The organism is Streptomyces sp. B15, assembly GCF_018070605.1.
Classification (GTDB): Bacteria; Actinomycetota; Actinomycetes; order Streptomycetales; family Streptomycetaceae; genus Streptomyces; species Streptomyces smyrnaeus.
This window is the reverse complement of the sequence record NZ_JAGPXJ010000012.1, coordinates 61,846-87,989: the sequence shown is the minus strand read 5'-3', so window position 1 is coordinate 87,989 and position 26,144 is coordinate 61,846. Positions and strand designations below refer to the sequence as shown.

Here is a 26,144-nt window from a genome sequence, read left to right as displayed (position 1 = left end):
CCCCGGCTGAGCCCTGCAGCAGACATACGATGCCGGAGCAGGGCAGATGGTGGGCGACCACCCAGCAGCCGGACCGGGAGCAGCGATGCGCCAGACCAATCTCACCGAAGAGTCGGCCGCATACGCCGGCGCCCGTGAGGAGCTGCGACAAGCCGAGATCGCGCTGATGCGCCATCGCGAACGTGTGGCGGACCTGCGCCGCCGATTGCCGCTGGGACCCGTCGTCGATGACTATGTGTTCGAGGAAGGTCCCGCCGATCTGCACGCTGGTGACGCCCCGGTGCGGAGCGTGCGCCTGAGCGAACTGTTCACCGGGCCCGGCCGCGACCTGATCGTCTACCACTTCATGTACGGCAAGACGCAGACTGAGCCGTGCCCCATGTGCACGATGTGGCTCGACGGTTTCAACGCGGTGGCGCATCACGTCGCACAGAACGCCGACCTCGCAATCGTCGCGGCGGCCGACCTGCCCGCACTCCGTACGCACGCCCGGAACCGGAAGTGGACCGCTCTGCGGCTGCTCGGCGCCGGGTCCAGCACTTTCAAGTACGACCTGGGCAGCGAGGACGCCGAAGGCAACCAGGATTCGACGGTGTCGGTGTTCACCCGCGACGACAACGGAGCGGTACGCCACTTCTACTCGGCGCACCCCCGGATGTCCGACGACATCGACCAGCGAGGCATCGACCTGCTCAGCCCCGTGTGGCACCTTCTCGACCTCACCCGCCCGGGCCGGGGCGACTGGTACGCCGCACTCGACTACTGGAGTAGGTGACACCAGGCGGCGAGCCGGCAACTGGCGGGCCCGCGCCGGGAAATGATCGACAGAGTCCCTGCTATGGTGCGCCGATGTCATCGATCAGGCAGTTTCAAGTCACCTTCGACTGCAAAGAACCTGAGCGCGTCGCTCGCTTCTGGTGCGAGGTGTTGGGGTATGTCGTACCTCCGCCGCCGGAGGGGTTCGCCACGTGGGAAGAGTTCGACCGCTCCCAGCCTCCCGAGGAGCAGGGCTCGTGGTTCGGCTGCAGCGACCCCTCGGGGGTGGGCCCGCGACTGTACTTCCAGCGCGTACCCGAGGAGAAGGTGGCCAAGAATCGGCTGCATCTCGACGTACGGGTCGGCACCGGACTCGTGGGTCAGGAGCGCCTGGCCGCGCTCGAGGCCGAATGCGCACGACTGGTCGCACTCGGCGCGGTACGCGTGCGGCTGCTGCCCGCCGATGAGGAGAACGAGTCGTGCATCGTGATGCAGGACATCGAGGGCAACGAGTTCTGTCTCGACTGAGCGTCCCCGCGATGCCGAGCATCGCGGGGACGGCTCCCGCTACTCGAACCGATTCCGCAGCGGCGCTCCCGCCGCGAAGCGGTGGACCTGGTCGACGACGAGGCGTTCGGCACGGGGGCGGAAGGAGGCGGAGCCGCCCGCCACATGCGGCGTGATCAGCACGCCCGGGGCCGTGCGCAGCGGGTGGTCCGCCGGCAGGGGTTCGGGGTCGGTGACGTCGAGGGCGGCCCGCAGCCGTCCGTTCCGCACCTCCGCGAGCAGCGCTTCGGTGTCGAGGGTGCGGCCCCGGCCGACGTTGACGACGAGCGCGCCGTCCGGCAGTGCGGCCAGCTCCTCCTTGCCGACGAGTCCCACTGTGGCGGGCGTATCCGGCAGGACGAGCACTGCGATGTCGACGTCCGGCAGCAGCCGGGCCAGGTCGTCCGCAGGATGCACACGCTTGGCGGGACGGGCGCGGCGGGCGACCCGTACGACCTCCGCCTCGCACGCCAGCAGCCGCTTTTCCACAGCGGCGCCGATGGAGCCGTAGCCGATCACCGCCACCCGGCAGTCGGCGAGCGAGCGGGTGAAGTGCGGCTCCCAGCGCCCCGCGTGCTGGTCGGCGACCCACTGCGGCAGGTCGCGCTGGGCGGCGAGAACGAGGCCGAGCGCGTGCTCGGCGGTGCTGGAGTCGTGCAGACCACGGCCGTTGTGCAGCGCGACGCCCTCCGGCAGCAGCGGCAGCAGCTTCTCCACACCGGCGCTCAGCGACTGTACGGCCCGTAGCCGCGTCAGACGCGGAAGCAGCCGCTCCGCGCCCGGTACGGCATACGGCATCACCCAGAGGTCGACGCGCCCGAGCACCTCGGGTGGCAACTCGTCCTCGGGGGAGAGCCCGTCCCAGACGTGGACGCGGACGTTCGAGGGCCAGGGCCCGTGCCTCTCGTCGAGGCCGCTCCACGGCAGAAGGACATCGACGGTGTCGGGGGCGGTGCTCTCACGGTTGTCGGACATCTCGCTGCGGCCTCTCGTCGGTCGGGTCATGGGTTCGTGGGTCGTGAGTCGGGGTTCGCGGTCGCGGGTTGCGGTTCTGGCTCGTGATTCCGGCTTGTGTTTCCGGCTCGTGGGCCGTTCGTCGGGGCGTTGACCGGAGGTCTCGGGCGGGTGGCCGGCGGGGGCTCTGCTGCCCGGTCCGCGGGCGGTGGGCCCGGACCGTGGGCTCGGCCGCCTTCGGAACCATTGACCTGTACGCCACACGCTCGTAACGTCCTTCCCGCTCAGTGAAACACTTTCCATCCCACGGAAAAAAGGGGGTCCGGGAATGACAGTGGCGTCACCTCCCCGCACCGACGCCCGGGGATTCTGGTCCTCGGCCCGTGCCCGGTATCTGATGCCGGTCGCCTTCGTCACCTACTCGCTCGCCTATCTCGACAAGTCGAACTACGCGATCGCGTCGGCGGGCGGTATGGCCGAGGACCTGCATCTGTCCGCCGGTCTCGACTCGCTCATCGCGGCCTCCTTCTTCCTCGGCTACTTCTTCTTCCAGATCCCCGGCACCATCTACGCCGAGCAGCGCAGCGCCCGCCGCCTCATCGCCTGGTCGACGGTTGCCTGGGGCGTCCTGGCCGTGCTGCAGGGCGTCCTCAGCAGCCCCGGTCAGCTCATCGCCGTACGGTTCATGCTGGGCGTCGTCGAGGGTGCGGTACTGCCCTCGATGGTGATGCTGCTCAGCCGATGGTTCACCAAGGGCGAGCGAGGCCGGGCCAACACACTGCTGATCCTGGGCAACCCGATCACCGTCATGTGGCTGTCGGTCGTCTCCGGCTGGCTGATCGCGGTGACGGACTGGCGGATGATGTTCGTCGCGGAGGGCATCCCGTCCGTCCTGTGGGGTCTGCTCTGCCTGAAACTGATCAAGGACCGCCCGGACGACGCCCGCTGGCTGCCCGAGCCCGAGCGCCGGGAACTGCGCGCCGAACTCGCCGCCGAACACCGCGCCGCCGCCGGTACCCCAGCCACCGCAGCCGTCACCACCGCCGCCGAGGCGGGCGCCACCACCGCCGACGCCCCGCGCGCCACCGCCGACGAGTACCGCAAGGTGCTGCGCTCCCGCCCCGTGGTCATCCTGGCCGCGCAGTACTTCTTCTGGTCGTTCGGCATGTACGGCTTCATCTTCTGGCTGCCCGCCATCGTCAAGAAGGGCTCCGGCGAGGGCATCGGGACGACCGGGCTGCTGACGGCAGTGCCGTACGTCTTCGCCGCGCTCGCCATGCTGGTCAACTCCCGCATCTCCGACCGCAGCGGCCGACGCCGCGTCGCCGTGTGGCCATGGCTCGGACTGGGCGCCCTGGCCCTCTTCGGCTCCTACCTCGCGGGTCCCCACTTCCCGCTCGCCCTGACCCTCCTGGTCGTCGCGGGCCTGTGCATGTACGCCCCGTACGGCCCGTACTTCGCGCTCGTCTCCGAGCTGGCACCGGCGGGTGTCGCGGGCGCCGCGGTGGCCTGCGTCAACTCCTTCGGCGCGCTCGGCTCCTTCGCGGGCACCTACCTCGTCGGCTGGGTGCGCGGCACCTCGCTGGGCGACGGGGGCGCGTTCGGCTTCATGGCGGTGTGCACACTGATCTCCTCCGCGCTGATGCTGACCATCCGCGAGCCGCGGCCGGACGCCTCGGCCGCCCGGCCCACCGACGGTGCCGGTACGGTGAAGCCCGCGGTACGGGGATGATGTGCCGCACACGGTGGCGAGAGGCGAGGGAGCGGCGAGGGTGAGCGCACCGTCGGGCGACGACATGCTCAGCCGTGGTCTGCGGCTGTTGACCGTACTGGCCGACCACCCCGCCGGTCTCGGCGTCAGCGCCGTCGCCCGTACGGCCGGGCTCCCCGTCAGCAGTGCGCACCGGCTGCTGGGACGGCTGGCGGCCGACCGCTTCGTCGCATACGACGAGGACACCCGCCGCTATGCGCTCGGGGTCCGTGTCCTGGAGCTCTCCCGCGCCTTCCAGCGTTCCCCCGCCGGCTACTCGGCGGCGGCCGACCCGATGCGCCGCCTCGCCGCACGTACCGGCCTGCCGGCGATCGCCGGGATCCTCGACGGCGCCGACGTCCTGCTCGTCCTCACGGTCCAGGGCACCCAGCACCTCCAGCTGCGCAGTGCCGAGGGCACCCGCAACCCGTGGCACGCCACCTCCTTGGGCAAGGCACTCGCCGCGGCCCTCCCCGAGCGGGAGCGCGAGCGGTTGCTCGCGGGCGGTCTGCCGGCCGTGACGGACCGGACGCGTACGGAACCGGGAGCGCTGCGGGAGGAGCTGGCCCGGGTCGCAGCACGCGGCTGGGCGGAGGTCGACGAGGAGAACGAGGTCGGCGTCCGCTCGATCGCGGCCGCCGTCCCCGACCCTGACGGCCACGGGCGCCCCCGGCCGGCGGTGTCACTGGGTGCGACGGTCGTCCTGACCTCGGCGGAGGAGCTGCGCACTCATGTGCCCGCGCTGCTGGACTGCGCGGAGGAGATCGCGGCCGTCATGGGCTGACCGGCCTCCATCGCGGGAACTGTCGGCGCCGCCGGTGCCGCCCAAGGTGCCTCTTGTGCAGCCGGCGGTCAGCGCGGTCAGCGCGGTCAGCGACAGGTGTCGCCGATCGCCTGGTCCAGAATCGTCAGGCCCAGCGACAGCTCTTCCTCGGTTGCGGTCAGTGGCGGTGCCATCCGCAGCACCGAGCCCATACCGGGCAGCTGGACGATGTTCATGTGCAGGCCCAGTTCGAGGCAGCGCCGGGTGACCCGCGCACCCAACTCGTTGGAGCTCCGCTTCGTCTCGCGGTCGGCGACGAGTTCGAGGCCGGCCAGCAGGCCCCGGCCGCGGACGTCCCCGACGACCGCGTGACGGTCGGCGAGGGCGCTCAGGCCGTCGTGGAGGAACGTGCCGAGCGTCCGTGCGCGCTCGTCGAGCCTGTCGTCGATCAGCACATCGAGAACCGTGTTGCCGACCGCGGCCACCAGCGGGTCGGCGACGTGGGTGGTGAAGAACAGGTACCCGCGCTCGTGCGCCTCCTGTTCGATCTCGGCGCTGGTGACCACCGCCGCCAGGGGCAGCCCGGCACCGAGGGTCTTGGACAGGGTGAGGATGTCCGGGACGACACCGTCGCGCTCGAACGCGTACCAGGTCCCGGTGCGGCACAGGCCGGTCTGGGCCTCGTCGAGGATCAACAGCATGCCGCGCTCCCGGCATTTCTCCCGCAGGGCGGCGAAGTACCCGGCCGGCGGCTCGATGATGCCGCCTGAGCTGAGTATCGGTTCGACCAGACAGGCGGCCAGGCTGCCGGTCGACTGGGCGTCGATCAGGTCGAAGGCGAAGTCCAGCTGACGCCGCCAGTCCAGCGAGCCGTCGGCCGTGGTGAAGTCGGGCCGGTACGCGTTCGGCACCGGGAGGGCGAAGTTTCCGGGAGCGCCCGGGCCGTACCCCTTGCGCCCCGCGCTGTAGGTGGCGGAGGCGGCGGCCTGCGTCATGCCGTGCCAGGACCGTGCGAAGGAGACGATCTCATGCCTGCCGGTGACGAGTTTCGCCATCCGGATCGCGGCTTCGTTCGACTCGGCGCCGGTCGTCAGCAGCAGCGCCTTCTCCAGCGGCGCGGGCAGGGTGTCGGCCAGCCGCCGGGCGAGGTCGACCACCGGGCGGCTGAGCATGCCGCTGAAGAGGTGGTCGAGGGTGCCGATCTGCCGCTGGACGGTGGCGACGATCCGCGGGTGCGAGTGGCCGAGGATCGCGCTCATCTGCCCGGAGGTGAAGTCCAGGAGCTTGCGGCCCTCGGCGGTGAACACGAAACTCCCGGCGGCGCGGTCGATGATCTCGCGGGTGAACTCGCCGCCGTAGCGGACGAGGTGCTTGTCGGCATCGGCCCAGAAGGTTCCGGCGGACGGTGCGGCGGTGGTCGAAGCAGCCATGCCCCGACGGTAAGGCGCAGCCGAGCGACACGTCCATCAAACAATTCCGGCTGTCCTGTTCGGCAATTCCGTACAACAATAGCCATGTGATGAACCCCTGGAGACTGCGGCTGCTGAGCCGGCTGGACACACTGGGCACCGTGCGGGCGGTCGCCCAAGCCGCCGATCTGAGCCCGTCCAGCGTGTCTCAGCAGCTCGCCGTGCTGGAGACCGAGACAGGCACCCAACTGTTGGAACGGACGGGACGCCGGGTGCGGCTGACCCCGGCCGGTCTGATCCTCGCGCGGCGGGCGCGGGCCGTCCTCGACCACATGGAGACCGTCGAGGCGGAACTGCGCGGGTTCGGCGAAGAACCGGCCGGGCTGGTGCGTCTGGGGGCGTTCCAGAGCGCGATCCACACCATGGCCGTGCCGGCGGTGACCCGCCTTGCGCGCCAGCATCCGCACCTCGACGTCGAGCTGCTGCAGCTGGAGCCGCACGAGAGCATGCCCGCGCTGCGGGGCGGCGACGTGGACATCATCATCACGACCACGGACTTCGACGAGTTGCCGTTGGGGCCGGACCTCGATCTCGTACCGCTGGCCACGGACCCGATCCTGCTGGTGGCGCCGCCCGAGCACCCTGCGGCCGGGCGTGGCCCGGCGGATCTCGCTGCCTACGCGGACGAGCCGTGGGCGCTGGACATACCACAGTCCTACATGGCGAACCTCGCCCTGCGACTGTGCCGCCAAGCACAGTTCGAGCCGCGTGTGGTGTGCCGGTTCAGCAACTACATGATGACCTTGCAGCACGTCGAGGCCGGGTTGTCGATCACGCTGCTGCCCGGGTTGGCGGTCGATCGCCGCTATCGCGTCGCCACCAGGGAACTGGCGGCTCCTGTGAGGCGCACGATCACGGCGGCGATCCGCCGGGGCTCACCGACCCGCGCGGCGGTGCATGTGGTGCTGGACGCGCTGCGCCACAACCAGGACCACGACCAGGACCACGACCGCGATCAGGGCGCGGACCACGAGGGCCGGGCCCAGAGCCAGGACCAGGCCCAGAGCCAGGGCCTGACGCCGCTCGATGACGAGTGATCCGGCCCTGTCGAGTCGGCCGGGTTCCTCGCCGGTCTGCGGTCCGATGCGGCGGTGCCGAGCAGGGGCGCACCGTCGCATCGGACCGGTGGGGCAGGAAGGTCAGGCGGTGTGCAGGGTCAGGCCGTAACGATTGAGGATCTCGTTGACGGGCTGGTACCAGGTCTCGCCGCCGCTGCTGCAGTTGCCCCAGCCGCCGGAGGTGACGCCCTGGGCCTGGTCGCCGCTGATGAAGGAGCCGCCCGAGTCGCCGCCCTCGGCGCACGCGCTGGTCTTGGTCATCTCATGGACGGCGCCCTGGCTGTAGTTGACGGTCTCGTTCTTGGCGAGCACGGTGCCGCAGTGCCAGTGGGAGGTCGACCCCGAGCGGCAGATGGAGGCGCCCACCGGGGCCTCCGCCGAGCCGCGGACGAGTTGGTCGGAGACCGTGCCCCAGCCCAGGACGACAGGGACGGTCCACCAGCCGTTGCCGACGTTGACCCATGCGTAGTCGTTGCCGGGGAACGATGAGCCTTGGAAGTTGCCGATGTACGAGCGGTCCCAGCCGTTGACCGCCTGGCCGGTTCCGCCGCAGTGGCCGGCCGTGACGAATCCGCCGTGTACCGAGAAGCCTATGGAGCAGCGGACGTTACCGGTGTAGTAGGGGTCGCCACCGACCGTGCCGGCGGCGAAGGTCTCGGGGGCGTGGTCGGTGGTCCGTACCGTCAGCGGGCCTGCTTTGCGAGCCCGGGCCAGGAAGTCCTTGACATCGTTGTCGGATCGCTTGTCGGTGAGGACCTCGACGACGACCCGGTTGGTCTTCCAGTCGGCGCGCCAACTGGTCACGCCGTCGGGTGCGTCGAGTGCGTCGATCCGCTTCTTGGCGGCGTCGAGCTGCCTCGCGCTGCGGTCGGCCAGTTCGACGGTGGCGCCGGTGGCCCGTACGGCTGCGGCCTTGTTGCGGTCGGCCACCGCGACGGTCAACTTCTGGCTCTTCGGGGTGAACCAGGAGCCGGCGTACGCGGACCCTGCCGCTCGTCGCGCCTTCTTCTCGACGGCGGTCGCACGCTTCTCCGCGGCCAGCCGTGCTGCGGCCTGCTGCTTGCTGAGACCGAAGTCCCGCTGCATGGCGGCGAGTATGCCGTCGGAGGCGGGAGCCTTCTCGCTCTGTGACTCCGCGCCTGCTGCCGAGGCCGGGAGGAATCCGGCTGTCACAAGTGCACCGCTGAGCAGCAGCGCGGACAGGATGGCACGCGGGGTTCTGGTGCGTCTCATGGGATCGGCCTTTCGTTGTTCCAGTGTGGTGGGGGTGGAACAGCAGAGCCTGGGAGCGGTCCCGGGACATGCCGCTGCGCACCTTAACCAGGGATCATGAACAGGTCCATGCCAATCGCGGTGTCAACCCCCCTGACGCGCCCCGTTCGTTGCGGACGGCAGGGGAACCGGGAGAAGAGGGCAACCTCCGGGCCCGCGCAGCGGTCACCTAGATGCCCGAAGTGGTCGGGCCTGTGAGCGGAAGGACCACCGCCGTGTCCCATGAACCGCGAAAGGCCGTCGTCGCGGCGGTCGCCCTGTCCTTCGCAGCCGCGCTGCTCGTCGGATGCTCCTCCGGGGACGACGACGCGGCGAACGGCGCCCGGAAGAAGGCCCCCGAGACGTCGGGGGACGAGCACACGCCCGAGAACACCCGGTCCGCGCGACCCCCGCTCGGCAAGGCGGCGCTGAAGAAAGCGCTGCTGCGCAAGGGTGAGGTCAAGGGCGTCGATGTCGAACCCCTGCCGGGCGACGAGGCCACGGCCCGGCTCGCGCTGGCGGGAGGCGGCGCGAAACCCGCGGCATGTTCGCCGCTGGTCCACATGGCCGCACACACCTCGGTGCCCGCGCCGGAGTCCCGTGGGGCCGTCACGACCAGCCGCGACGACGGACTCGTCACCTCCGTCGGGTTGCTGGGCCACAGGGAGGGGGACGCGGCGAAGATCGTCGCGGATGTCGAAGCGGCGGTGAACAAGTGCACCGGCGGATTCCGGGACGAGGCCGGCAGCTACCAGGACGTCGTCCCGCTCCCGGACCCCACGGAGGGCGACGAGGGGGTGTCCTACTCCATGAAGAGCACCGTGGACGGCCAACGTATGCCTTTGACCTTCACCGTTGTCCGTTCCGGCTCCACACTCGCCATCTTCTTCGGTACCAACCTCATCGAGCCGGACAAGACAGAACCCGCCCCTGAGGTGCTGCGCGCGCAACTGGCCAAACTGCCCGACTGATCTCGCCCGGCAGCCGCCGCCGACGAGCGGCGGCTTGTTGCCGTTCCACCCGGGGTTGTGCGCCCCGGGCCCGGTGACCGGCCGGACACCGATATGGGCCCGGTCGTCGACCGGGAGCAGGCGCTGCGCATGGACGCGCTGGTCGCCGAATCGGAGGCGTACGGAAAGATCCTGGTACGCGGCGGCCTGTTGCGGCCGGAGGGGGCCGACGCCCTGCTGCGGCCGTCCCTGGTCGAGATCGAGGATGTGGACGCGCCGCTGGTGCAGCGCGAGGTCTTCGGCCCCGTCGCGACGTTCGAGGTGTTCGGGGACGAGGCCGACGCCGTGCGTCGGGCCAACGCCACCGAATACGGCCTCGCCGCCTCCGTGTGGACACGGGATGTCGACCGGCCGCTTCGGGTGGCCCGGCAGCCGGACGCGGGCACGGTATGGACCAACACCTGGGCCGTCATCCGCGATCAGATGGAGGAAGGCGGCTTCGAACAAAGCGGCATGGGACGGCTCAACGGGCCGCGTGCACTGATGGAGTTCCAGGAGATCAAGCACCTGGTGCACAACGCGTAGCCACCGCTGCGCTGCCGCGGAAAGGCGTTTGACGCGCAACGCCGCCGGTGTTCGGATGACGTCCATGAGCGCAGCGCAGATGCGTGACGGTGCGCATCCCGTCGACGTCGGACTTGTGCGGCGGTTGATCGCCGGACAGTTCCCCCAGTGGGCGGGGTCGGCGGTGGAACGGTGGCCGTCCGGCGGGACGGTCAACGCCATGTACCGGCTGGGCGACGAGATGGTCGTACGGCTGCCGCTGGCACGGAACGGTGCCGGGGACGTGCTGCGGGAGCAGCAGTGGCTGCCGCGACTGGCACCCCGTCTGCCCACGGGCGTCCCCGAGCTGCTGGGAGCCGGTGAGCCCGCCCACGGGTATCCATGGCCGTGGGCGGTGTACCGGTGGCTGCCGGGGGAGCACCCCCAGGAGGGCGCCCCGGGTGACGCCGTGGGCCTCGCCGAGGACCTGACCGCATTCGTGGCGGCGATGCGCGGCATCGACCTGCCGGCTGGACCGAAGGCACACCGAGGCGGCCCGGTCGCGTCGCTCGACGCGGAGACCAGGGAGGCGATCGAGCAACTGCGCGGCATCCCGGAGGAGGGCGTCGACTGCGACGCCGCGACTGCCGTATGGGAGGACACGCTCCGGGCGCCCGGATGGACAGGGCCGCCGGTGTGGCTGCACGCCGACCTGATGCCGGGCAATCTGCTGGTGGACGGCGGCGGCAGGCTGACTGCTGTGATCGACTTCGGGTGCGCGGGGGTGGGCGACCCCGCCTGCGACCTGTTCCCGGCGTGGAACCTACTGCCGACCGACGCGAGGGAGGTCTTCCGCGCCGGGCTCGGCGTGGACGACGCCACCTGGCGTCGTGGCCGGGGGCGGACACTGTCGCAGGCGCTGATCGCCCTGCCGCACTACCGCAAGACGAACCCCGCGATGGCGCGCAACGCTCGACACGTGATCCGGGCGGTGTTGGACGAAGGCTGAGACGTCCCACCGTGTGACAGGTCCCGCGGGAGACCACCCGCCGATGGCCGTCACCAGCACGCTGTCCCGCTGCGGACGGCAGCCTCGTCGTCCGACTGCCCGGCAGGCGGCAACGCCCCGAGCCGTCGGCCGGACGAAGCCGAACGGGTCACCAGCCGTACGCCGTATTCACCCGTTGAGCCCCGGCGAAGCAATCGGGTAATCATGGCGGTCGGCTGACGTGTCTCCGGATGGGCGCTTCCGGCCCTGGCTCATGGTGGTGCTGACTCGCCATGGCTAAGGGAGTGATTCATGAGTCGCACTGTGAAACACCGGAGGCGCTCGGGGCGGCGAACAGGCGTCTCACGCGTGGTGCTGGCCACCTCGGCACTGCTCTCCTTGGGGGTGACGGCATCCGCCCCGGCAGCGTCGGCACAGGCTGCCTTCCCCCAGCGGAACACATCCGCAGAAAGCACACCGCGCCCCGGCGGCACGGGCAGCGGTACACCCCCCGCCATCAGCTGGCACAAATGCGCCGACGACTGGGATGTGGGAAGCAAGTGGAAGTGCGGCACGCTCGAGACGCCGCTGGACCACAGGGACCCGAGCAAGGGGACTCTGAAACTGGCGGTGGCGAAACTGCCCGCCGACGACCCCAAGAAGCGCATCGGCTCCCTCATCATGAACCCCGGTGGCCCCGGCGGCTCCGGCATCGAGGACGCGGACAGCGAAGGCTGGCCCACCTACGCCACGAACGAGGTCACCAAGCGGTTCGACCTGGTGACATATGACCCGCGCGGGGTAGGGCACAGCAGTCCCCCGCTGAACTGCAAAAGACAAACTCCGCGCCCCCGCGTCCTGCAGGAAGCCGACACCGAGCACGAGAGCCCGCGCACCGAGCAGGAAATGCTCGACCAGTTGAAGGACAAGGACAGCACCGGTGCCGACTGCGTGAAGAACGCCGGCTGGCTCGTTCCGTACATGTCCACCGTCGACAACGTCCACGACCTGGACAGACTCCGCCGGGCCGTCGGGGACGCGAAGCTCAACTACCTCGGTATTTCGTACGGCACGACCATCGGCGCCGTCTACGCCAACATGTACCCCAAGCGGGTGCGCTCGCTCATCCTGCACGGAGTGGTGGACGCCAGGACGCAGATGAACAACGCCGCCGCCGTCAGCCTGTCGGAGGCGAAGGGCGGTGAGAAGACCGTCAAGGCGATGTTGAAGGCATGTGACCTGGACGCGAAGCACTGCGCGTTCCACGGGCACGCGGAAAAGAAGTTCCACCGCCTCGCGCACCACTTGGGCGCCGCACGCTCGTCCAACGCCGCCTCGACCGACACCTGGAACCGGTTCGTCGACCTCGCGTACGCCTTCAAGGCACCCGGCAGCGCCGGAAAGGCGGCGCAGGGCCTGCAGCGCCTCTACGAGAAGACCTTCCCCCCGGCCAAGGGCGTTGCCGCCACCAAGAACGCGGAACCGGCGAAGAACGACCCGCCGGAGAACAACAACGAGGAGGACGTGCTCGAAACGACTGACTGTCTCGACCTTCCTCCGCTGCCCGAGCAGTACGGGCCCTGGCTGAAGCGCTTCAAGAAGGCACGCGCCGAGGCGCCCGTCTTCGGGCCCGCAGAGGTCGTCACGGACATCACCTGCCGCGATTGGCCGGAGAAATATCGCGCAGCGCTGCCCCGCCACACCGGTCCCTGGGACAGGGCGAAGACGCCCATCCTGGTGATGAACCAGCAGTCGGACTGGTCCACACCCCTCAGGTGGGCCCGGAACATGACCCACGCCCTCGGTCAGCGCGGTCTCGTCGTCATCAACGGCTTCGGACACGGTGTTCCCACCGACTGCAGCCGACGCTGGACCCAGAACCACCTGCTCCACAGCGCGGTCCCCACCGGCACGGTCCGGTGCGACGACGGCAACACCACACCCTTCAGCCGCAAGGGGGCCGGTGCTCGCCGGCCGTGAGCCACGTCGACTCGGTGAGCGGGGCCCGACGACTGATCCCCCTCGGGCCCCTCGGACCGCGGGCCGGGAGACTTCCGCTCACCGGTTTCACGGGGTGCGGGCGGGCCTGCGCAGAGCGAGCAGGGCGACGTCGTCGTCGTTGTCGGCGGGCCGGACGCGATTGAGCAGCAGATCGCAGAAGGTGTCGAGAGGACGGCGAGCCAGCGCGGCGGCGTGCTCGCTCAATCGATCAAGCCCCTCATCAAGGGAGTGGCCGCGCGATTCGATCAGACCATCGGTGTAGAAGACCAGGGTCGACAACGGGGGAAGGTCCACCGCCGCGTCCTGCCGCGAGGCCGGGAAGTCCGCACCGATCAGCGGGTCCACGACGCTGTCCAGGAACCGGGCCCGCCCGTCGTGCGTGACCAGGAGCGGCGGCGGATGTCCGGCATTCGTCCAGCGCACCTGACCCCCCTGTCGGCCCTCGGTATCGCTTTCGACCCGGGCGAAGACCAGCGTGGCCAACGACGCGTCGGTCATGTGCTGCACGGCCTGGTCGAGCCGGTCGACCACGGCGCTGGGCGGCTCCTGGTAGGACCAGGCGTAGGCGCGCAACATGTTACGGACCTGCGCCATGGCAGCCGCCGCGTCCGCGTCGTGCCCCAGGACGTCACCGGTGGCCACAGCAAGATTTCCGTCCTGGAGGAAGAAGGCGTCGTACCAGTCGCCCCCCACCTCCGAAGCCTCCGGCGCGGCCACATACCGGGCCGCCATCTCCAGCCGGGGCTCTCGGGGCAGCTGCGGCAGCAAGTGCCGCTGCATGGTCTCGGTGACCCGCCGCTGCCGCTGGAACAGGCGTGCGTTCTCCAGCGCCAGGCCCGCCCGGCGCGCGATGTCCTCCAGCAGGGACAGGTCGGAGAAGCGCTCGGCCCGCTCGGCCTGACCGAGTGTCAAGGCGCCCAGCACCTCCCGCACCCCCCGGATCGGGGCGATGGCCGCCGAGTGCATCCCGGTGGCCTCGAACAGCTTGCGCTGTGCCACCGCGATCCCCGCATCCGGCGGCCCCTGATACGTCTCGGGCACCGCCAGCGTCGACGCCGCTCCCCGCAGCGCCCGTGAAAGCGGCATCACGGACTCCTGGGGGAGGGGAGGCATTGGCCCCTGCAGGTCCTTGCGGTCGACCAGGCGGTCGCCCTCGTGGTGCACCACGGCGGCACGCCACACCTCGTCGCCTTCGGTGAGCAGATCGATGACGGCCCAGTCCGCCAGGCGGGGCACCAGCAGTCGCGTGAGCCGGTGCAGCGCTTCATGGACGTCGAAGGTCGAGGTCAAGGAGGTGGTGGTCTCGGCCAGCAGGGCCAGCCGATCCAGCTCCGGCAGCGTCACTTCCGCGGGACGCTCCTGTTCGCCGGTGCCGTCATCCGGAGCGCCCGTGTAGAAGAGCACCATCGCGCCGTCCGTCTCCGCACTGATCCGGCACGGGGTGATGAACCAGCAGACCGGCAGCAGCGTGCCGTCCCCGCGCTCGTACCAGCCGAGTTGCCCCTGAGCCGGCCGAGAGCTGTGGAAGGCCCGTTGGAGGGGGCAGCTGCTCCGCGGGATCGTGTGCCCGTGCCGGTCGCGATGGAGCCGGTCGTGGGCGTCCTGGTCGAGCAGATCCGCCGCCTCGACACCGAGCAGGGCCTCTGCCTCGCGATTCACTTGGACGATGCGTGCCTGCTGATCCAGCAAGAGCATCCCGGAGGAGCACACCTCGGGCAACCCGTGCGGGGATCGCTGACCGCCCTGGCCGTCCTCTCCTGAGACCATGATGTGCGACTCCTCGACCCGATCGTTCCCGCCTCGGCGTGATGATCGCCCCCGCCGCCGACGAAACGTCGACGGCGCGCTGCCACCATCACCCATCTCCACCCGACCATGGCCGGGCCCTCGCTGCCTTCCGCCATAAGAAGGCATCCGGGTGCAATACGCGAGAGGTGGAGCAAGACGTCGTACGGACTCGACAGCGGTGGCGTCCCAGGCGACCGGGCACCGGGGCGACTTCGGGCGTGGGCGGCCGTCGCGGGGTGGGCGAGCCGTCGTCGGTCACGGCTTCGCCGGACGGGGGAGGCGTGGGGCATGGGCCGGCCTGGGTAGGCTGCGCCCGGACGGACTCTCGAAAACGGACTGTCGAAGGCGATACAGGAGAGCTATGCGGCGCAAGGGGTGGTGGGGACCGAAGGCGCTGGCGCTGGCCGTACTCCTCACCGCGATGGGCTGCTCGCCCTCGGACACGTCGTCGCCGGGGCAGGACAAGCCGTCCGCCGACGAGCCCTCAGCCGACGGGGAGAACCCGGGTGGCGAAGGGCGCTTGCCCGGCCTGCCGACGGCTGCGAAGGCCCGGCAGCAGCTGGACGAGCTGGAGGTCGCGGCGCACCGTTCGATGTCCGGCTACAGCCGTGAACGGTTCCCGCACTGGAGCGCGCAGGGCGACAGCTGCGACACCCGGGAGAAGGTCCTCGCCCGCTCCGGCACCGATGTGGAGCGGGACGAGGAGTGCCGGGCGGTCTCCGGCCGTTGGACCAGCCTCTACGACGGCAAGAAGGTCAGCGACGCTTCCGAGCTGGACATCGACCACATGGTCCCGCTCGCCAATGCCTGGCGCTCCGGGGCCGACTCGTGGCCGCAGAAGAAGCGCGAGGCGTTCGCCAACGACCTGACGCACCCCCAGCTGTTGGCGGTGACCGCGTCCACCAACCGGACCAAGGGCGACCAGGGGCCCGAGGAATGGCAACCCCTGGTGAAGGCCACCTGGTGCGTCTACGCCCGCGCCTGGACCTCGGTGAAGGCCACCTACCAGCTGACCGTCACACGCGCGGAGAAGAACGAGCTCGACGACATGCTGGCGACCTGCAGCCGATGACCAGCCGTGACACCGACCGCGCTCCGGGCCGGTACGAGGACCGCGTCCAGGCAGGGCCGGGCGGGATCATGACCGACGAGGTGGGGGTCATCACCGGCGACGTGACCGTGGTGACCCGGTCGGCGCCCGGCGGACGGGCAGCGGTCGAGGTCCAGTACACCGGCGCGGAGGAGTGGTACACCCTCACCGGCAGCCCGGCGCCGCTGCCTCGCGAAGGGCTGGCCGCCCTCCACGCCCAGGTCGTCGATCTGCTGCGGCGGGGCGGCGGCGCCCGAGCCCCCCGGTGAGCACCTGCCGGACCGGCCCGGCACCATCTCCCCATGCACGAGCCGGGTGACGCTCCCCGGCCCGGGCGCCAGCGGGCTGCCGGTGCCGCAAGAGACCGTGGAACCGGTCCCGCGACTCCCACCCGGCCCGGCTTCGTGTCCTTCGGCGGCAACGGCTCCAGCCGGGCACGCTCACACCACCGACCCTTGACCGGTCCGAGAATCAGCGACGGTCTTCGAGCTTCAGATCGCCTGTGGCCACCTTGCGGATGTGGTCACTGGCGAGCATGTCGTGCGGGAAACCGAGTCCTATCGCACTGACCTCGTGCAGACGGGCCAGCTGGGCGGCAGTGAAGTCGACCTCCAGGGCGCCCAGATTGTCCTCCAGCTGCGCGAGGGTGCGGGCGCCGATGATGGGTGTCGTCACGCTCGGATTCTGCAGGGTCCAGGCCAGCCCGACCTGGGCGGGTGTGCGGCCCAGCTCCGAGGCGACCTCCTGCACGGCATCAGCAATGGCAAGGTTGCGAGGAATTCGCACGGCTGTGGGCCGAGCAGGACATCAAGGTCAACGGCCGCGGGCACAAGGTGATGCGGCATCCCGACGCCGGTGTGATCTCGGTGCATGTCGAAGTGCTCGTGCCGCTCCAAGACCCGGACCAGCGATTGATGATCTTCCGCGCCGCGGACGACCGGAGCCGGTCGGCATTGGAGCGGTTGTCCGCACAGTGATGCCGAACGGACCTCAAGGGTCCGCACGGTGACGGAGCGTCCTCGACGCTCCCGGCCCGTGGCCACGAAACGCCTCCGTCGGTGGCCCGTCGCGAAAGATCGAGGAGCTCAAGGGGACAGTCCCAGTTCGCCTGCGCGCAGCCCGGCCTGGAAGCGGGAGTCGGCCTTCAGCGTGGCCATCAGCTCGGCCACGCGCCGGCGATAGGTGCGGAGCGAGACGCCGAGCCGTTTGGCCGCCGACTCGTCGGTCAGTCCCGAGCCGAGCGCTTCGAGGATTCTGCGACGTTCCATGTCCAGGTGGGGGACGTCGCTGCGCAGATAGGTGCCGAGATCGACAGCAGTGTGCCAGATCGCCTGGAACAGCGAATGGACGCTGTCGACCAGGACCCGCGACGTCGACACGGTGTACTCCCGGCCGACAGGGGTCTCCTGGCCGGCCAGGATCACCACGCGCCGGTCGATGAGGATGGTCTCGTGCGGCAGCGGAGAGCCGCTGATCCGCACGAGAGCCCCCATGTTCTGCACGGACCGCAGGTGGGCGCGGGCCTCCTCATCGGCGAGCGCCACCGGGCTGAGCAGCTTGCGAGGGGCGAGATCCGCGGCAGCGCTGCTGCGCACCCGGCCCTGGACCGCTGCCCTGGTTTCCGGCTGCGACCAGGTCCTCAGGTCTCGGGCGGCGCACAGGAACTCGTTCTGTACGGAAGCGAAGAGATGACCGGCACGCGCGACCAGCTCCTCGTCCCCTCGGACTGAAAACACCTGTTCGTTCCGCACTTCGCCAGTCTGGCAGCAAATGGCCATCCGCTCGCCCGGCACGGTGCAGGTGGACACCATCGAGTCATGACGAGCAGAACCTTCTCCCTCGGCGGAGACCTGACCCTCAACCGGCTCGGCTTCGGCGCGATGCGCCTGGCGATGAGCACCTTCACCGGTCCGGCACGAGCCCCCGAGAGCGGCATCGCCGTGCTTCGGCGCGCCGTTGAACTGGGCGTGAACCACATCGACACGGCCGGCTTCTACGGCAGGGGAACGGTGTGGGCCAACGAGCTGATCCGTACGGCACTGACCCCCTACCGTGACGATCTGGTGATCGCCACCAAGGTCGGGCCGCTGCTCGGTCCGGACGGTGTGCCGAGCGGCCAGGCGACGCCTGACCAACTGCGCGGATTGGTCGAGGCGGATCTGCGTGCCCTTGGGCTGGACCGGCTCGACCTGGTCTATTTGAGGGTGGGCGGGGTCACCGGGCCGGACGGCGAGTCGATCGCCGACCGGTTCGCGGTGCTGGCCGAGCTCCGGGTGGAGGGGCTGATCCGGCACCTGGGAGTCAGCAACGTTGACGCTGCTCAGTTCGCCGAGGCGCGGGCGATCGCGCCCGTCACGGCGGTGCAGAACCAGTACACCGATGCCATGGAGCTCCTCGCGGAGTGTGAGGATGCGGGCATCGCATATGTGCCGTACTTCCCACTCGGCGGCGGCGATGACCGTGACTCGCTCGACGCCGAACAACTCGGCGAGGTGGCGGCACGGTTGGGTGCGACCGCCGCGCAGGTGCGGATCGCCTCGCTGTTGGCGAGGTCGCCGTCGGTGCTGGCGATACCGGGTACCGGCTCGCTCGACCACCTCGAGGAGAACCTCGCCGCGATCGATCTGACTCTCGGCGACGAGGACCTGTCCGACCTGCGCGGCTGACCGGTCGGCCCAGTGCCTGGTAGCACCGCGCCCTCGACGAGCGTCCCGTCGCGGTGAAGACGCACGATGCCCACTCGCCGACCCGGGTGCCCGGTGCGCGGTGGCCCGGGTGGCCCGGGTGGCCCGGTGGCCCGGGGCGCGCTGCCGGTGCCCCGGGCCGGTTGCCGGCCGGTGCGGCTCAGTGGAACTGCCCGACCTCGTAGTCGCCGGCCGGCTGCTGGGCGATGATGTTGAGCCGGTTCGCCGCGTTCATGAAGCAGATCATGACGACCAGGGTGGTGAGCTGTTCCTCGTCGTAGTGCTCGGCTGCCCGTGCCCACACCTCGTCGCTGACCCCGCCGGCCGCGTCCGCGACCCGGGTCCCCTCCTCCGCCAGCTCCAGCGCCGCACGCTCGGCCTCGGTGAAGACCGTGGCCTCCCGCCACGCCGAGACCAGGTGCAGCCGCACCGCGCTCTCCCCCGCGGCGGCGGCCTCCTTGGTGTGCATGTCGATGCAGACGGCGCAGCCGTTGATCTGACTGACGCGCAGCGCGATCAATTCCTGCGTCGCGGCCGACAGCGACGATTCCTTGAGTACCTTGCCCGCCGACATGAAGTGCTTGAGGGCCTTGCCGGCGGTCGGGTCGGCGAAGTAGTCGAGTCGCGCGTCCATGGTGTTCCCCTTGGTGGTGGTGGTTGCTCCCTTCTCTGAGACGGGGCAGCTCGGTCCCCTGTGACATGAGCGGATGTGACCCGCGTCTCTCGTCGATGTCGGCCGGTCACGCGATGAAGACGCGGGGAGGACGCCCGCCGCGCGGTCAGTCGGCGTGCCGGTAGGCGACGAGTCTGTCTTCCCTCTCGACCAGGAAAAGCCCCATGCCTGCGAGGTCGGCTTCTGGAACGGCGGTACCTTCGGCGAGTGGCTTGGCCTTCCCGGACGTGATGTCGATCAGCACGGGCGTCCGTTCGGTGCTCAGCCCCTGCCCGGCGGCCTTCGTGTAGCCGAAGGCCTCGCCTTTGTCGGTCACCTGATCGAACATCACTTCCTTGGACTTGTCCGTGTCCGGGAAGCAGTGCCCGTCGCCCTTCTCGACGTCGAAGACGGCCGTGCCGTAGCTGACGAAGCGGCCGTTGGCGGACAGGCGCGGTGTGGTCTTCTTTGCGGCCTGCCAGCCGTATCTCCCGCACTGTGCGGATGCCCGAACCTTGCCGTCGGCGGCGTTCACGACGGCCCACACCGTCTCTTCCTTGTTGCCCTTCCGTTCCCACTGCGCGATCAGCAGCTCGTCCGAGACAGGCTGCGTCCGTGCTCCCTCCGGGACGGCGCCGGAGGGAGCGATGTCGGCGCTCGCCCATTTACCGGGCACCCAGAAGCCGTCGTAGTCATTGATGTATGTGCGGGCGACGGGACCCGCCGTGGTGATCGCCTCGACGCTGCCGCCCGGCGAGCAATCGGCGCAGCCGCGCGGCGGCTTCAGCTCTTCCGGGTCGTAGGTGGTCTTCTTCCCGGTGGCGGGGTCGATGGCCACCACCTCGTCCTTCAGCTCGACCATGAGCGCGCCCGTGCCGTGCCATACCCGCCGCGGGTTCTTGATCTCGACGTGGTGAGCGGGCGGCACCGAGTCACCCGACGCGTCGGCGTCGAAGAGGTCCACGGTGAGGACCTGTTCGCCGCGCCGTACGACGTCCTCACCGGTCCGCCCCGAGGACCAGGCCGCCAGATAGTCCTTGCCGCCGGTGGTCAGTACCGCGGAGTCCATCTCCGAGTCGTCCGCCGGGGCGACGGAGGACAGGGACCGGGAGATCCAGCGGACCTTACCGGTTGCGGCGTCGACCACCGTGAACCGGCCCTGGGGCGCGTCCTGTCCGGAGAATTCGGCCACGGCGTCCGTCCGGGGCAGGACCAGCGGATCGCCGTGCCAGCGCCGCTCCCAGCCGGCACCGGTGTCGTAGACGGGAGCGGCTTCGAGCTGAGTGGCGGGCCGCCTGGGCGGGGCGCTCTCCTTCTGTTTCCCTTCCGGTGCCGTGTCCTCGGCGCTGCTCCGGGAATCGCTGCCGCTCTTGCGCTTGGTCTCCTCACCGTCCGCGTCGTCACCGCCGCCGCATCCGCTGAGCAGACCGGCGACGGCCGCGCACAGTGCCAACTCCCTGACCCGGCTGCCGAACCGCGTCACGTCTGTCCCCCTTCGTTCCGGCGGCTACCGCACCGCCGGTTCGGTGTTGGTCCCCCGTGGGAGGGAATCGCGGCTCACCGTACCCTCTGAGTGCCGCTGCCAGGAGTCGGCGCAGCTGGTGCGGGCGGTCTGTTGCCGATCTCGCCGGACCCGACGCCGGCCGAAGAGGCGACGAGGCGGAGAAACGAGAGGCGGAGAAACGAAGGGACGAAGGGACGAGGCAGAAGCTAGCCGAGGGTGTGGCCGCCGTTGACCTTGACACGTTCCCCGGTGACGAAGGCTGCTTCCGGTGAGGCGAGGAAGGCCACGGCGGCGGCGACGTCCTCCGGACGGCCCATCCGCCCGAGTGGTACGTCGGCGGTGTAGGCGGCGAGTGATTCACGGCTGGCTCCGGCGTGCCGCTCGACCGGTATCCAGCCCGGCGCGACGGTGTTCACCGTGATCCCGTACGGGCCCAGTGCGCGGGCCCAGCACTCGGTCAGGCTGTGCTGGGCGGCCTTGGCGGCGGTGTACGCCGACATCGCGGGCAGGACGCGTTCGAGCACGTCGGAACCGATCTGGATGATGCGGCCATCACCGCGCTCCCGCATGGTCGGCAGGACCGCCTGCATCAGCAGGGTGGGGCTCTTGACGAAGAAGGTGAGCTGGGCGAGATGGTCGTCCCAGGTCACCTGGGCCGGGTCCAGTTCGGGCTGCGGGCCGGTCGCGTTGACGACGAGCGTGGTGACGGGACCGAGGCGGGCGGTGACGTCGGCAACGAGATCCGTGACGGCGGCCTCGTCCGTCACATCGGCGGCGAACGCGTCGGCGGTCCCGCCCGATGCACGTATGTCCGCGACCACCTTGTGGGCTGCTTCAGCCCCCGACCGGTGACCGACGGCGACGGGGTGACCGTCGGCCGCCAGACGTCGAGCGATGACGGCTCCCAGGCCGCGGGAGGCTCCGGTGACCAAGGCGGTGCCTGTGGCAGTTGTGGGTGTCATGCCGTCAACTTACGCAGAGCCGCGACGCGGGACCATCGTGCGTCGTCCTCGGCCCGCGCTCCGGCTCCATCTGCTCCGGGCGGGCCGGTACCCGGTTCGAAGGGCCGCGTCTGCAGGGGCCCGGCAGGCCTCGGGGGCCGCAGCGGAGCGGTCGTCGCCGGTCGTGGGCGTTAGGATCGGGGCCATGCCCGTGACCATGGACGACGTGGAGCGGTTCGAGGTCTTCAGGCCCCGGCTGGAGGCCATCGCCTACCGGCTCCTCGGCTCCGCAGGTGAGGCCGAGGACGCCGTGCAGGAGACCTTTCTGCGCTGGCACGCAGCCGACGTCGACCGGATCGAGGTCCCCGAGGCGTGGCTGACGAAGGTGCTCACCAATGTGTGCCGCAACCAGCTCACCTCCGCCCGCGCACGACGCGAGACCTACGTCGGCCAATGGCTCCCCGAGCCCTTGCTCCCGGGGGACCCGATGCTCGGCCCGGCCGACACCGCCGAGCAGCGTGAATCGGTCTCCTACGCGGTCCTCACCCTCCTGGAGCGACTCTCCCCCCAGGAGCGCGCGGTGTATGTACTGCGGGAGGCATTCGAGTATCCGCACCGGGAGATCGCTGAGATCCTCGACATCAGCGAGGCATCCAGTCAGCAGCTCTTCCACCGCGCCAAGAGACGGGTCGCGGACGGCAAGGCCCGTACCGAGATCGACGAGGCCGCCGCCCGACGGGTCGTCGAGGAGTTTCTCGCGGCCGCCACCAGCGGCCGGACCGAACCGCTCGTGCAACTGCTCACCGACAACGCCTTCGCGATCGGCGACGGCGGCGGCAAGGTCCCGGCCCGCGCCAAGGCGTTCGAAGGCGCCCTCGCTGTCGCGAAGTTCATGCGGGGCCTGTTCAAACCCGGCGAGGCCAAGCGCGCGCTGATCGGCGGCTCACCCGACGTCTACGCCACGACCGCCAACGGCGACCCCGCCATCGTGGCGGTGGTCGACGGCCGGGTCGTCGGTGTCATGTGTCTGGAGGTGAACGCTGAGGGCGTCGCCGCGTTCCGCAACCAGATCAACCCCGACAAGCTCGTGCGGGCGACCGAGCGGTGGGCGGCAGCCGATCACGGAGAACCCCTGCTCAAGGCCTTCTGACCACGATGTGACGTGGTTCACATCGCGTTTCTGTCAGAAACCGTGGGGCTGCCCGGTTCAAGGGGCGAGTCCACGCCAGACAGGAGCAGACACATGCGGCACCGCATCATCGTCCTCGGAGCCGGGTACGCCGGAGCCTCCGCAGCCGGGCGCCTCGCCAAGCGGCTGCACCGTGAGGACGTCACCGTCACCCTCGTCAATGCCGAGCCCGACTTCGTCGAGCGCGTCCGGATGCACCAGCTGGCGGTCGGCCAGGACCTCGAACCGCGGCCGCTCGGCGACATGTTCGCCGGTACGGGCGTCGAACTGAAGTTCGCGAAGGTCACCGGCGTCGACGCCGACAGCAAGACCGCCACCGTCCTCGGCGCCGACGGTCCCGAGGAACTGGAGTACGACACGCTTGTGTACGCCCTCGGCAGCGGCTGGAACCACCAGGAGGTCCCCGGCACCGCCGAGTACGCTCACGAGATCGCCAGTCGTCCCGGAGCGCTCCGGCTGCGCGCCCGACTGGCCCGACTGGAGGCCGGACAGCCCGTGGCCGTCGTCGGTGGCGGCCTCACCGGTCTGGAGGCCGCGACCGAGATCGCCGAGGCCCGCCCGGACCTCGATGTCGCCCTGATCGCGCGCGACGGCCTCGGCGACCGGCTCTCCCCCCGAGGCCGTCAGCACCTGCGGAAGGTCTTCGACAAGCTCGGCATCACCGTGCACGAGCATGCCGCCGTCACCGGCGTCCGAGCCGACTGCGTCACCACCGAGGGCGGCAACACCATCCCGGCCTCGGTCACGGTGTGGACCACCGGCTTCGCTGTCCATCCGATCGCCGGGGCCTCCGCCTTGGAAGTCACCGGCACCGGCCAGATCGTGGTCGACAACACCATGCGCTCGGTCTCGCACCCCGACGTGTACGCCGTCGGCGACGCGGCCATGGTGAGGGGCCCCGGCGACAAGCCGCTGCGCATGTCCTGCGCCACGGGCACCCCCACCGCGTGGCAGGCCGCCGACGCCATCGCGGCGCGGCTGACCGACGGGAAACTCCCCAACGTGCCGCTCCGCTACTTCAACCAGTGCATCTCGCTGGGCCGCAGGGAAGGCCTGATCCAGTACGTCACCGCGGACGACCGCGCCCTGCGGGCCGCACTGACCGGCCGGATCGCCGCCGTCTACAAGGAACTGGTCTGCAAAGGCGCGGCCTGGGGCGTCGCCAACCCGACGTTCGCGATGCCGACCCGGCGCCGCCGCGTCCCGCGCGAGCGGGCCCAGGCCGACTCGCCCGCCCACGCGCAGGCCCGGGTCTGACCCGGCGACCGGATCGAGCCAGGCGGCGCCCGCCGCCGCCCGGTTGCCCTGGTACCCGTCGAGGGCAGGTCTACCGCAGGATCCAGTGCAGGAAGCGCACGACGGAAGGCCCGAGGGCGGGGGCCGCGTGGTCGATCTCGGCGGTGAGGCGGGCGCGTTCGGGAGCGGGAAGCGCGGCTGCGAGGGCCGCCGAGTCGGGCGGTGCCCAGCGGATCACCAGGGCGCGGGCCCGGACGCGTATCTCGTGATCCGGGTCCTCCACCAGCGCGAGCCCGGCCCGGAGCGGAGCCAGGCCGCGGTGGACCGCGAGCAGGCGAAGAGCTGCCAGCCGGATGTGCCGGGGCCGGTCCGACTCCAGCCGGGCCCGCAACGCGTCCGGCGACAGCGCCTCCGCGTCGGACAGGAGGGCGCCGCAGACGCGTCGTACGACGGCGGGCGACCGGTCGTCCAGCAACGGCGCCACGCGCTCGGGGGACGCGGCTCCCAGCGCTCGTAGCGCGCCGACCGCCGCCGCGCGCACACCGGGCCGCGCATCGGCCAGACAGGGCAGCACCAGCTCGGCGTCGGCCGGTCCGCCGCACTCGCCGAGGCCTGCGACAACCGATGGCCGCGCGCGGCCAGGAGCCTCGGCGGCGGCCCGTCGGTAGTACGCAAGGGGGTCTCCGCCTCCCTGCCGAACGGCCCACTGCGCGCAGGCCCGTACGCTCGGCGACCGGTCGATCAGCCAGTCGGCCGCTCGCAGCGGCTGCCCGAGTCGCCGCAGCGCGGTGACGGCGACGGCACGGACGCGCGCGCTGCGCGCACCCAGCAGCACCTCGAGCACTTCGGGCGGTACGGGGGACGGGCAGGCGGCGAGCGCCGCCTCCGCGCAGCGTTCCTGGACGACGACATCCGGGTCGCGTACCGCGCCACGCGCGAACTGCTCAGTCGTGAGCCGACCGTTGCGCACCGCCCGTCCGTACGCCCAGCGCCGCACCTCGCGCAGCGGGTGTGCGCAGGCGCGTTCCCACAGCTCCGGGCCGCCTTCGGCCAGTCGCGTCTCCAGCAGGGAGAGCGCGGCACCGCCGCGCTTGCGGGCGGCGGCGTGGAGCACAACGGCTGCTGCGCCCACCAGCGCCTCAGGTGCGGCCTGTTCGAGGACCCTCCGTGCCGTCTCCCGCACGGGCCCGGCCCAATCGGCGCAGCGCAACACCACCAGTGGCAGCAGCTCATCGGACACCCCGGCGCGCAGCGCCGCTTCGCGCACGCGCCCGTCGCGGTGGCGGAGCGCCACCGCGGGGTCCGAGGGCTGGTCGGGGACGCGACGCGGGCCCGGTGTCCATTGTTGGCCCGGTGTCCAGTACCGCTCGCGGCGGACGGCCAGGTCGTACGCCACCCACGCGTGCGCGGGGGCGTAGGGCGCGGGCAGGCGGGGGAGGGGGCTGAGCATTCCCGCAGTGTAAGGACGAGCCCGGAGGCAGCCGAGTCGGAGATCCGTCGACAGTGGGCGGCGACTGGGTCGCGGCCCCGGCGAGCCGGGCTACCGATGGGGCAGCACGAGGTGGGCGGGATCCTCCTCGGGCCGGATGAGTGTCACCCCCCGGGCGTACTGGTGGCTGAACTCCACCGGCTCTTCGAAGCTGACCGCCATCAACGCCTCAGCACCTGGCATCGGCACGGCCGGGCCGATGGCATAGGGATGGCGGGTGACATCGCCCAGCCGCTCGGCCCGCTCTGTGGAGGAGAACGCCGTGCGGCCCGCCGCCTGGCTGAGCGTGCCCTGCACCAGCCACTGTGCCCGCAGCTCCAGAACTCCAGGTTGCGGACACCCCCACGCGAAGCGCGTGACGCACAGCGCGTCGGTGGCGTTGAACCACGCACTCCACCCCCGTCCGTCGCCGAGGAATCCGAGCTCCGAAGCCTCCATGGCGCCGTAGGAGAACGGGACGCTGCTCCAGTGGCCTATCAGTCGGTCTTCCAGGTCCATGTGCGCAACTCCTAGGCCGAGTATCGGAAGTGCTATTAGCGGAG

25 protein-coding genes and 1 pseudogene are annotated in these 26,144 nt (G+C 70.6%); 15 read left to right on the top strand and 11 right to left on the bottom strand.

The features are described from left to right. The first annotated feature begins 85 nt into the window (after positions 1 to 85). Entirely contained in the window at positions 86 to 775 is a 690-nt protein-coding gene (locus KBY19_RS08590) for a DUF899 family protein (protein WP_210965524.1), read from the top strand. Between the two features lie 74 nt (positions 776 to 849). Continuing rightward, a complete protein-coding gene (locus KBY19_RS08585) occupies positions 850 to 1,284 on the top strand; it encodes a VOC family protein (RefSeq protein WP_210965522.1) in 435 nt (144 codons plus the stop codon). Positions 1,285 to 1,323: 39 nt separating this feature from the next. On the opposite strand, the gene KBY19_RS08580 is transcribed toward KBY19_RS08585, so the two are convergent. Further along, positions 1,324 to 2,307: a 2-hydroxyacid dehydrogenase gene (locus KBY19_RS08580; protein WP_247690747.1), complete on the bottom strand. Its 984-nt coding sequence runs from the start codon at positions 2,305 to 2,307 to the stop codon at positions 1,324 to 1,326. 277 nt (positions 2,308 to 2,584) lie between these two features. Here KBY19_RS08580 and KBY19_RS08575 point away from each other — a divergent pair, with 277 nt between their 5' ends. Further along, on the top strand, positions 2,585 to 3,988 hold the full coding sequence (locus tag KBY19_RS08575; RefSeq protein WP_210965520.1) for an MFS transporter: 1,404 nt from the start codon (positions 2,585 to 2,587) through the stop codon (positions 3,986 to 3,988). A 40-nt stretch (positions 3,989 to 4,028) separates the two neighbouring features. After that, on the top strand, positions 4,029 to 4,790 hold the full coding sequence (locus KBY19_RS08570) for an IclR family transcriptional regulator (RefSeq protein WP_307843472.1): 762 nt from the start codon (positions 4,029 to 4,031) through the stop codon (positions 4,788 to 4,790). A gap of 86 nt (positions 4,791 to 4,876) precedes the next feature. Here KBY19_RS08570 and KBY19_RS08565 read toward each other — a convergent pair whose 3' ends face one another. Next, entirely contained in the window at positions 4,877 to 6,199 is a 1,323-nt protein-coding gene (locus KBY19_RS08565; protein ID WP_099885933.1) for an aspartate aminotransferase family protein, read from the bottom strand. Positions 6,200 to 6,285: 86 nt separating this feature from the next. Between KBY19_RS08565 and KBY19_RS08560 the strand changes: the two genes are divergently transcribed. Beyond that, positions 6,286 to 7,275: a LysR family transcriptional regulator gene (locus tag KBY19_RS08560; RefSeq protein ID WP_210965518.1), complete on the top strand. Its 990-nt coding sequence runs from the start codon at positions 6,286 to 6,288 to the stop codon at positions 7,273 to 7,275. A gap of 102 nt (positions 7,276 to 7,377) precedes the next feature. On the opposite strand, the gene KBY19_RS08555 is transcribed toward KBY19_RS08560, so the two are convergent. Continuing rightward, positions 7,378 to 8,529 carry a S1 family peptidase gene (locus KBY19_RS08555; protein WP_099885935.1) on the bottom strand — a complete coding sequence of 384 codons (1,152 nt, stop codon included), beginning with the start codon at positions 8,527 to 8,529 and terminating at the stop codon, positions 7,378 to 7,380. A 254-nt stretch (positions 8,530 to 8,783) separates the two neighbouring features. On the opposite strand from KBY19_RS08555, the gene KBY19_RS08550 reads away from it, so the two are divergent. From KBY19_RS08550 to KBY19_RS08535, 4 genes are all read left to right on the top strand, one after another. After that, on the top strand, positions 8,784 to 9,518 hold the full coding sequence (locus KBY19_RS08550; protein WP_210965517.1) for a hypothetical protein: 735 nt from the start codon (positions 8,784 to 8,786) through the stop codon (positions 9,516 to 9,518). 57 nt (positions 9,519 to 9,575) lie between these two features. After that, on the top strand, positions 9,576 to 10,082 hold the full coding sequence (locus KBY19_RS08545) for an aldehyde dehydrogenase family protein (protein ID WP_307843471.1): 507 nt from the start codon (positions 9,576 to 9,578) through the stop codon (positions 10,080 to 10,082). Positions 10,083 to 10,161: 79 nt separating this feature from the next. Then, on the top strand, positions 10,162 to 11,049 hold the full coding sequence (locus tag KBY19_RS08540; RefSeq protein ID WP_210965534.1) for an aminoglycoside phosphotransferase family protein: 888 nt from the start codon (positions 10,162 to 10,164) through the stop codon (positions 11,047 to 11,049). A gap of 291 nt (positions 11,050 to 11,340) precedes the next feature. After that, entirely contained in the window at positions 11,341 to 13,008 is a 1,668-nt protein-coding gene (locus tag KBY19_RS08535) for an alpha/beta fold hydrolase (RefSeq protein ID WP_210965515.1), read from the top strand. Between the two features lie 87 nt (positions 13,009 to 13,095). Here KBY19_RS08535 and KBY19_RS08530 read toward each other — a convergent pair whose 3' ends face one another. Continuing rightward, positions 13,096 to 14,796 carry a SpoIIE family protein phosphatase gene (locus tag KBY19_RS08530; RefSeq protein ID WP_099885940.1) on the bottom strand — a complete coding sequence of 567 codons (1,701 nt, stop codon included), beginning with the start codon at positions 14,794 to 14,796 and terminating at the stop codon, positions 13,096 to 13,098. A 382-nt stretch (positions 14,797 to 15,178) separates the two neighbouring features. Between KBY19_RS08530 and KBY19_RS08525 the strand changes: the two genes are divergently transcribed. Beyond that, positions 15,179 to 15,889, top strand: a complete 711-nt coding sequence (locus tag KBY19_RS08525; RefSeq protein ID WP_247690745.1) for an HNH endonuclease family protein — start codon at positions 15,179 to 15,181, stop codon at positions 15,887 to 15,889. Continuing rightward, positions 15,886 to 16,176 carry a hypothetical protein gene (locus tag KBY19_RS08520; protein ID WP_099885941.1) on the top strand — a complete coding sequence of 97 codons (291 nt, stop codon included), beginning with the start codon at positions 15,886 to 15,888 and terminating at the stop codon, positions 16,174 to 16,176. Before KBY19_RS08525 ends, KBY19_RS08520 begins: the two co-directional genes overlap by 4 nt. Before the next feature lie 202 nt (positions 16,177 to 16,378). On the opposite strand, the pseudogene KBY19_RS08515 reads toward KBY19_RS08520, so the two are convergent. Continuing rightward, positions 16,379 to 16,681 (bottom strand): annotated as a pseudogene (locus KBY19_RS08515) (aldo/keto reductase); the annotation flags it as partial. Between KBY19_RS08515 and KBY19_RS37475 the strand changes: the two are divergent. Then, the gene (locus KBY19_RS37475) at positions 16,573 to 16,884 is read left to right on the top strand and encodes a hypothetical protein (protein WP_307843470.1); all 312 of its coding nucleotides are present in this window, start codon (positions 16,573 to 16,575) and stop codon (positions 16,882 to 16,884) included. The pseudogene KBY19_RS08515 and the gene KBY19_RS37475 overlap by 109 nt on opposite strands. A 108-nt stretch (positions 16,885 to 16,992) precedes the next feature. Here the strand turns inward: KBY19_RS37475 and KBY19_RS08505 are convergent, their stop codons facing one another. Next, a complete protein-coding gene (locus KBY19_RS08505) occupies positions 16,993 to 17,685 on the bottom strand; it encodes a DNA-binding response regulator (RefSeq protein WP_247690760.1) in 693 nt (230 codons plus the stop codon). Positions 17,686 to 17,724: 39 nt separating this feature from the next. Between KBY19_RS08505 and KBY19_RS08500 the strand changes: the two genes are divergently transcribed. Continuing rightward, positions 17,725 to 18,573, top strand: a complete 849-nt coding sequence (locus tag KBY19_RS08500; RefSeq protein ID WP_099885942.1) for an oxidoreductase — start codon at positions 17,725 to 17,727, stop codon at positions 18,571 to 18,573. 178 nt (positions 18,574 to 18,751) lie between these two features. Here the strand turns inward: KBY19_RS08500 and KBY19_RS08495 are convergent, their stop codons facing one another. The 3 genes from KBY19_RS08495 to KBY19_RS08485 form a co-directional block, all read right to left on the bottom strand. Continuing rightward, positions 18,752 to 19,225: a carboxymuconolactone decarboxylase family protein gene (locus KBY19_RS08495; RefSeq protein ID WP_099885943.1), complete on the bottom strand. Its 474-nt coding sequence runs from the start codon at positions 19,223 to 19,225 to the stop codon at positions 18,752 to 18,754. A gap of 145 nt (positions 19,226 to 19,370) precedes the next feature. Continuing rightward, on the bottom strand, positions 19,371 to 20,726 hold the full coding sequence (locus tag KBY19_RS08490; protein WP_210965513.1) for a hypothetical protein: 1,356 nt from the start codon (positions 20,724 to 20,726) through the stop codon (positions 19,371 to 19,373). A 227-nt stretch (positions 20,727 to 20,953) separates the two neighbouring features. Further along, positions 20,954 to 21,709 (bottom strand): SDR family NAD(P)-dependent oxidoreductase, encoded by a 756-nt coding sequence (locus tag KBY19_RS08485; RefSeq protein ID WP_099885945.1) that lies wholly within the window; start codon positions 21,707 to 21,709, stop codon positions 20,954 to 20,956. 184 nt (positions 21,710 to 21,893) lie between these two features. Here KBY19_RS08485 and sigJ point away from each other — a divergent pair, with 184 nt between their 5' ends. After that, a complete protein-coding gene (gene sigJ, locus KBY19_RS08480) occupies positions 21,894 to 22,838 on the top strand; it encodes an RNA polymerase sigma factor SigJ (RefSeq protein WP_099885946.1) in 945 nt (314 codons plus the stop codon). A 93-nt stretch (positions 22,839 to 22,931) separates the two neighbouring features. Beyond that, positions 22,932 to 24,134, top strand: a complete 1,203-nt coding sequence (locus KBY19_RS08475; RefSeq protein WP_210965512.1) for an NAD(P)/FAD-dependent oxidoreductase — start codon at positions 22,932 to 22,934, stop codon at positions 24,132 to 24,134. A gap of 70 nt (positions 24,135 to 24,204) precedes the next feature. Here KBY19_RS08475 and KBY19_RS08470 read toward each other — a convergent pair whose 3' ends face one another. Both KBY19_RS08470 and KBY19_RS08465 read right to left on the bottom strand, forming a co-directional pair. After that, a complete protein-coding gene (locus KBY19_RS08470; protein ID WP_143674949.1) occupies positions 24,205 to 25,563 on the bottom strand; it encodes a hypothetical protein in 1,359 nt (452 codons plus the stop codon). Between the two features lie 90 nt (positions 25,564 to 25,653). Continuing rightward, positions 25,654 to 26,100: a hypothetical protein gene (locus tag KBY19_RS08465; protein WP_099885949.1), complete on the bottom strand. Its 447-nt coding sequence runs from the start codon at positions 26,098 to 26,100 to the stop codon at positions 25,654 to 25,656. Between the last annotated feature and the right edge of the window lie 44 nt (positions 26,101 to 26,144).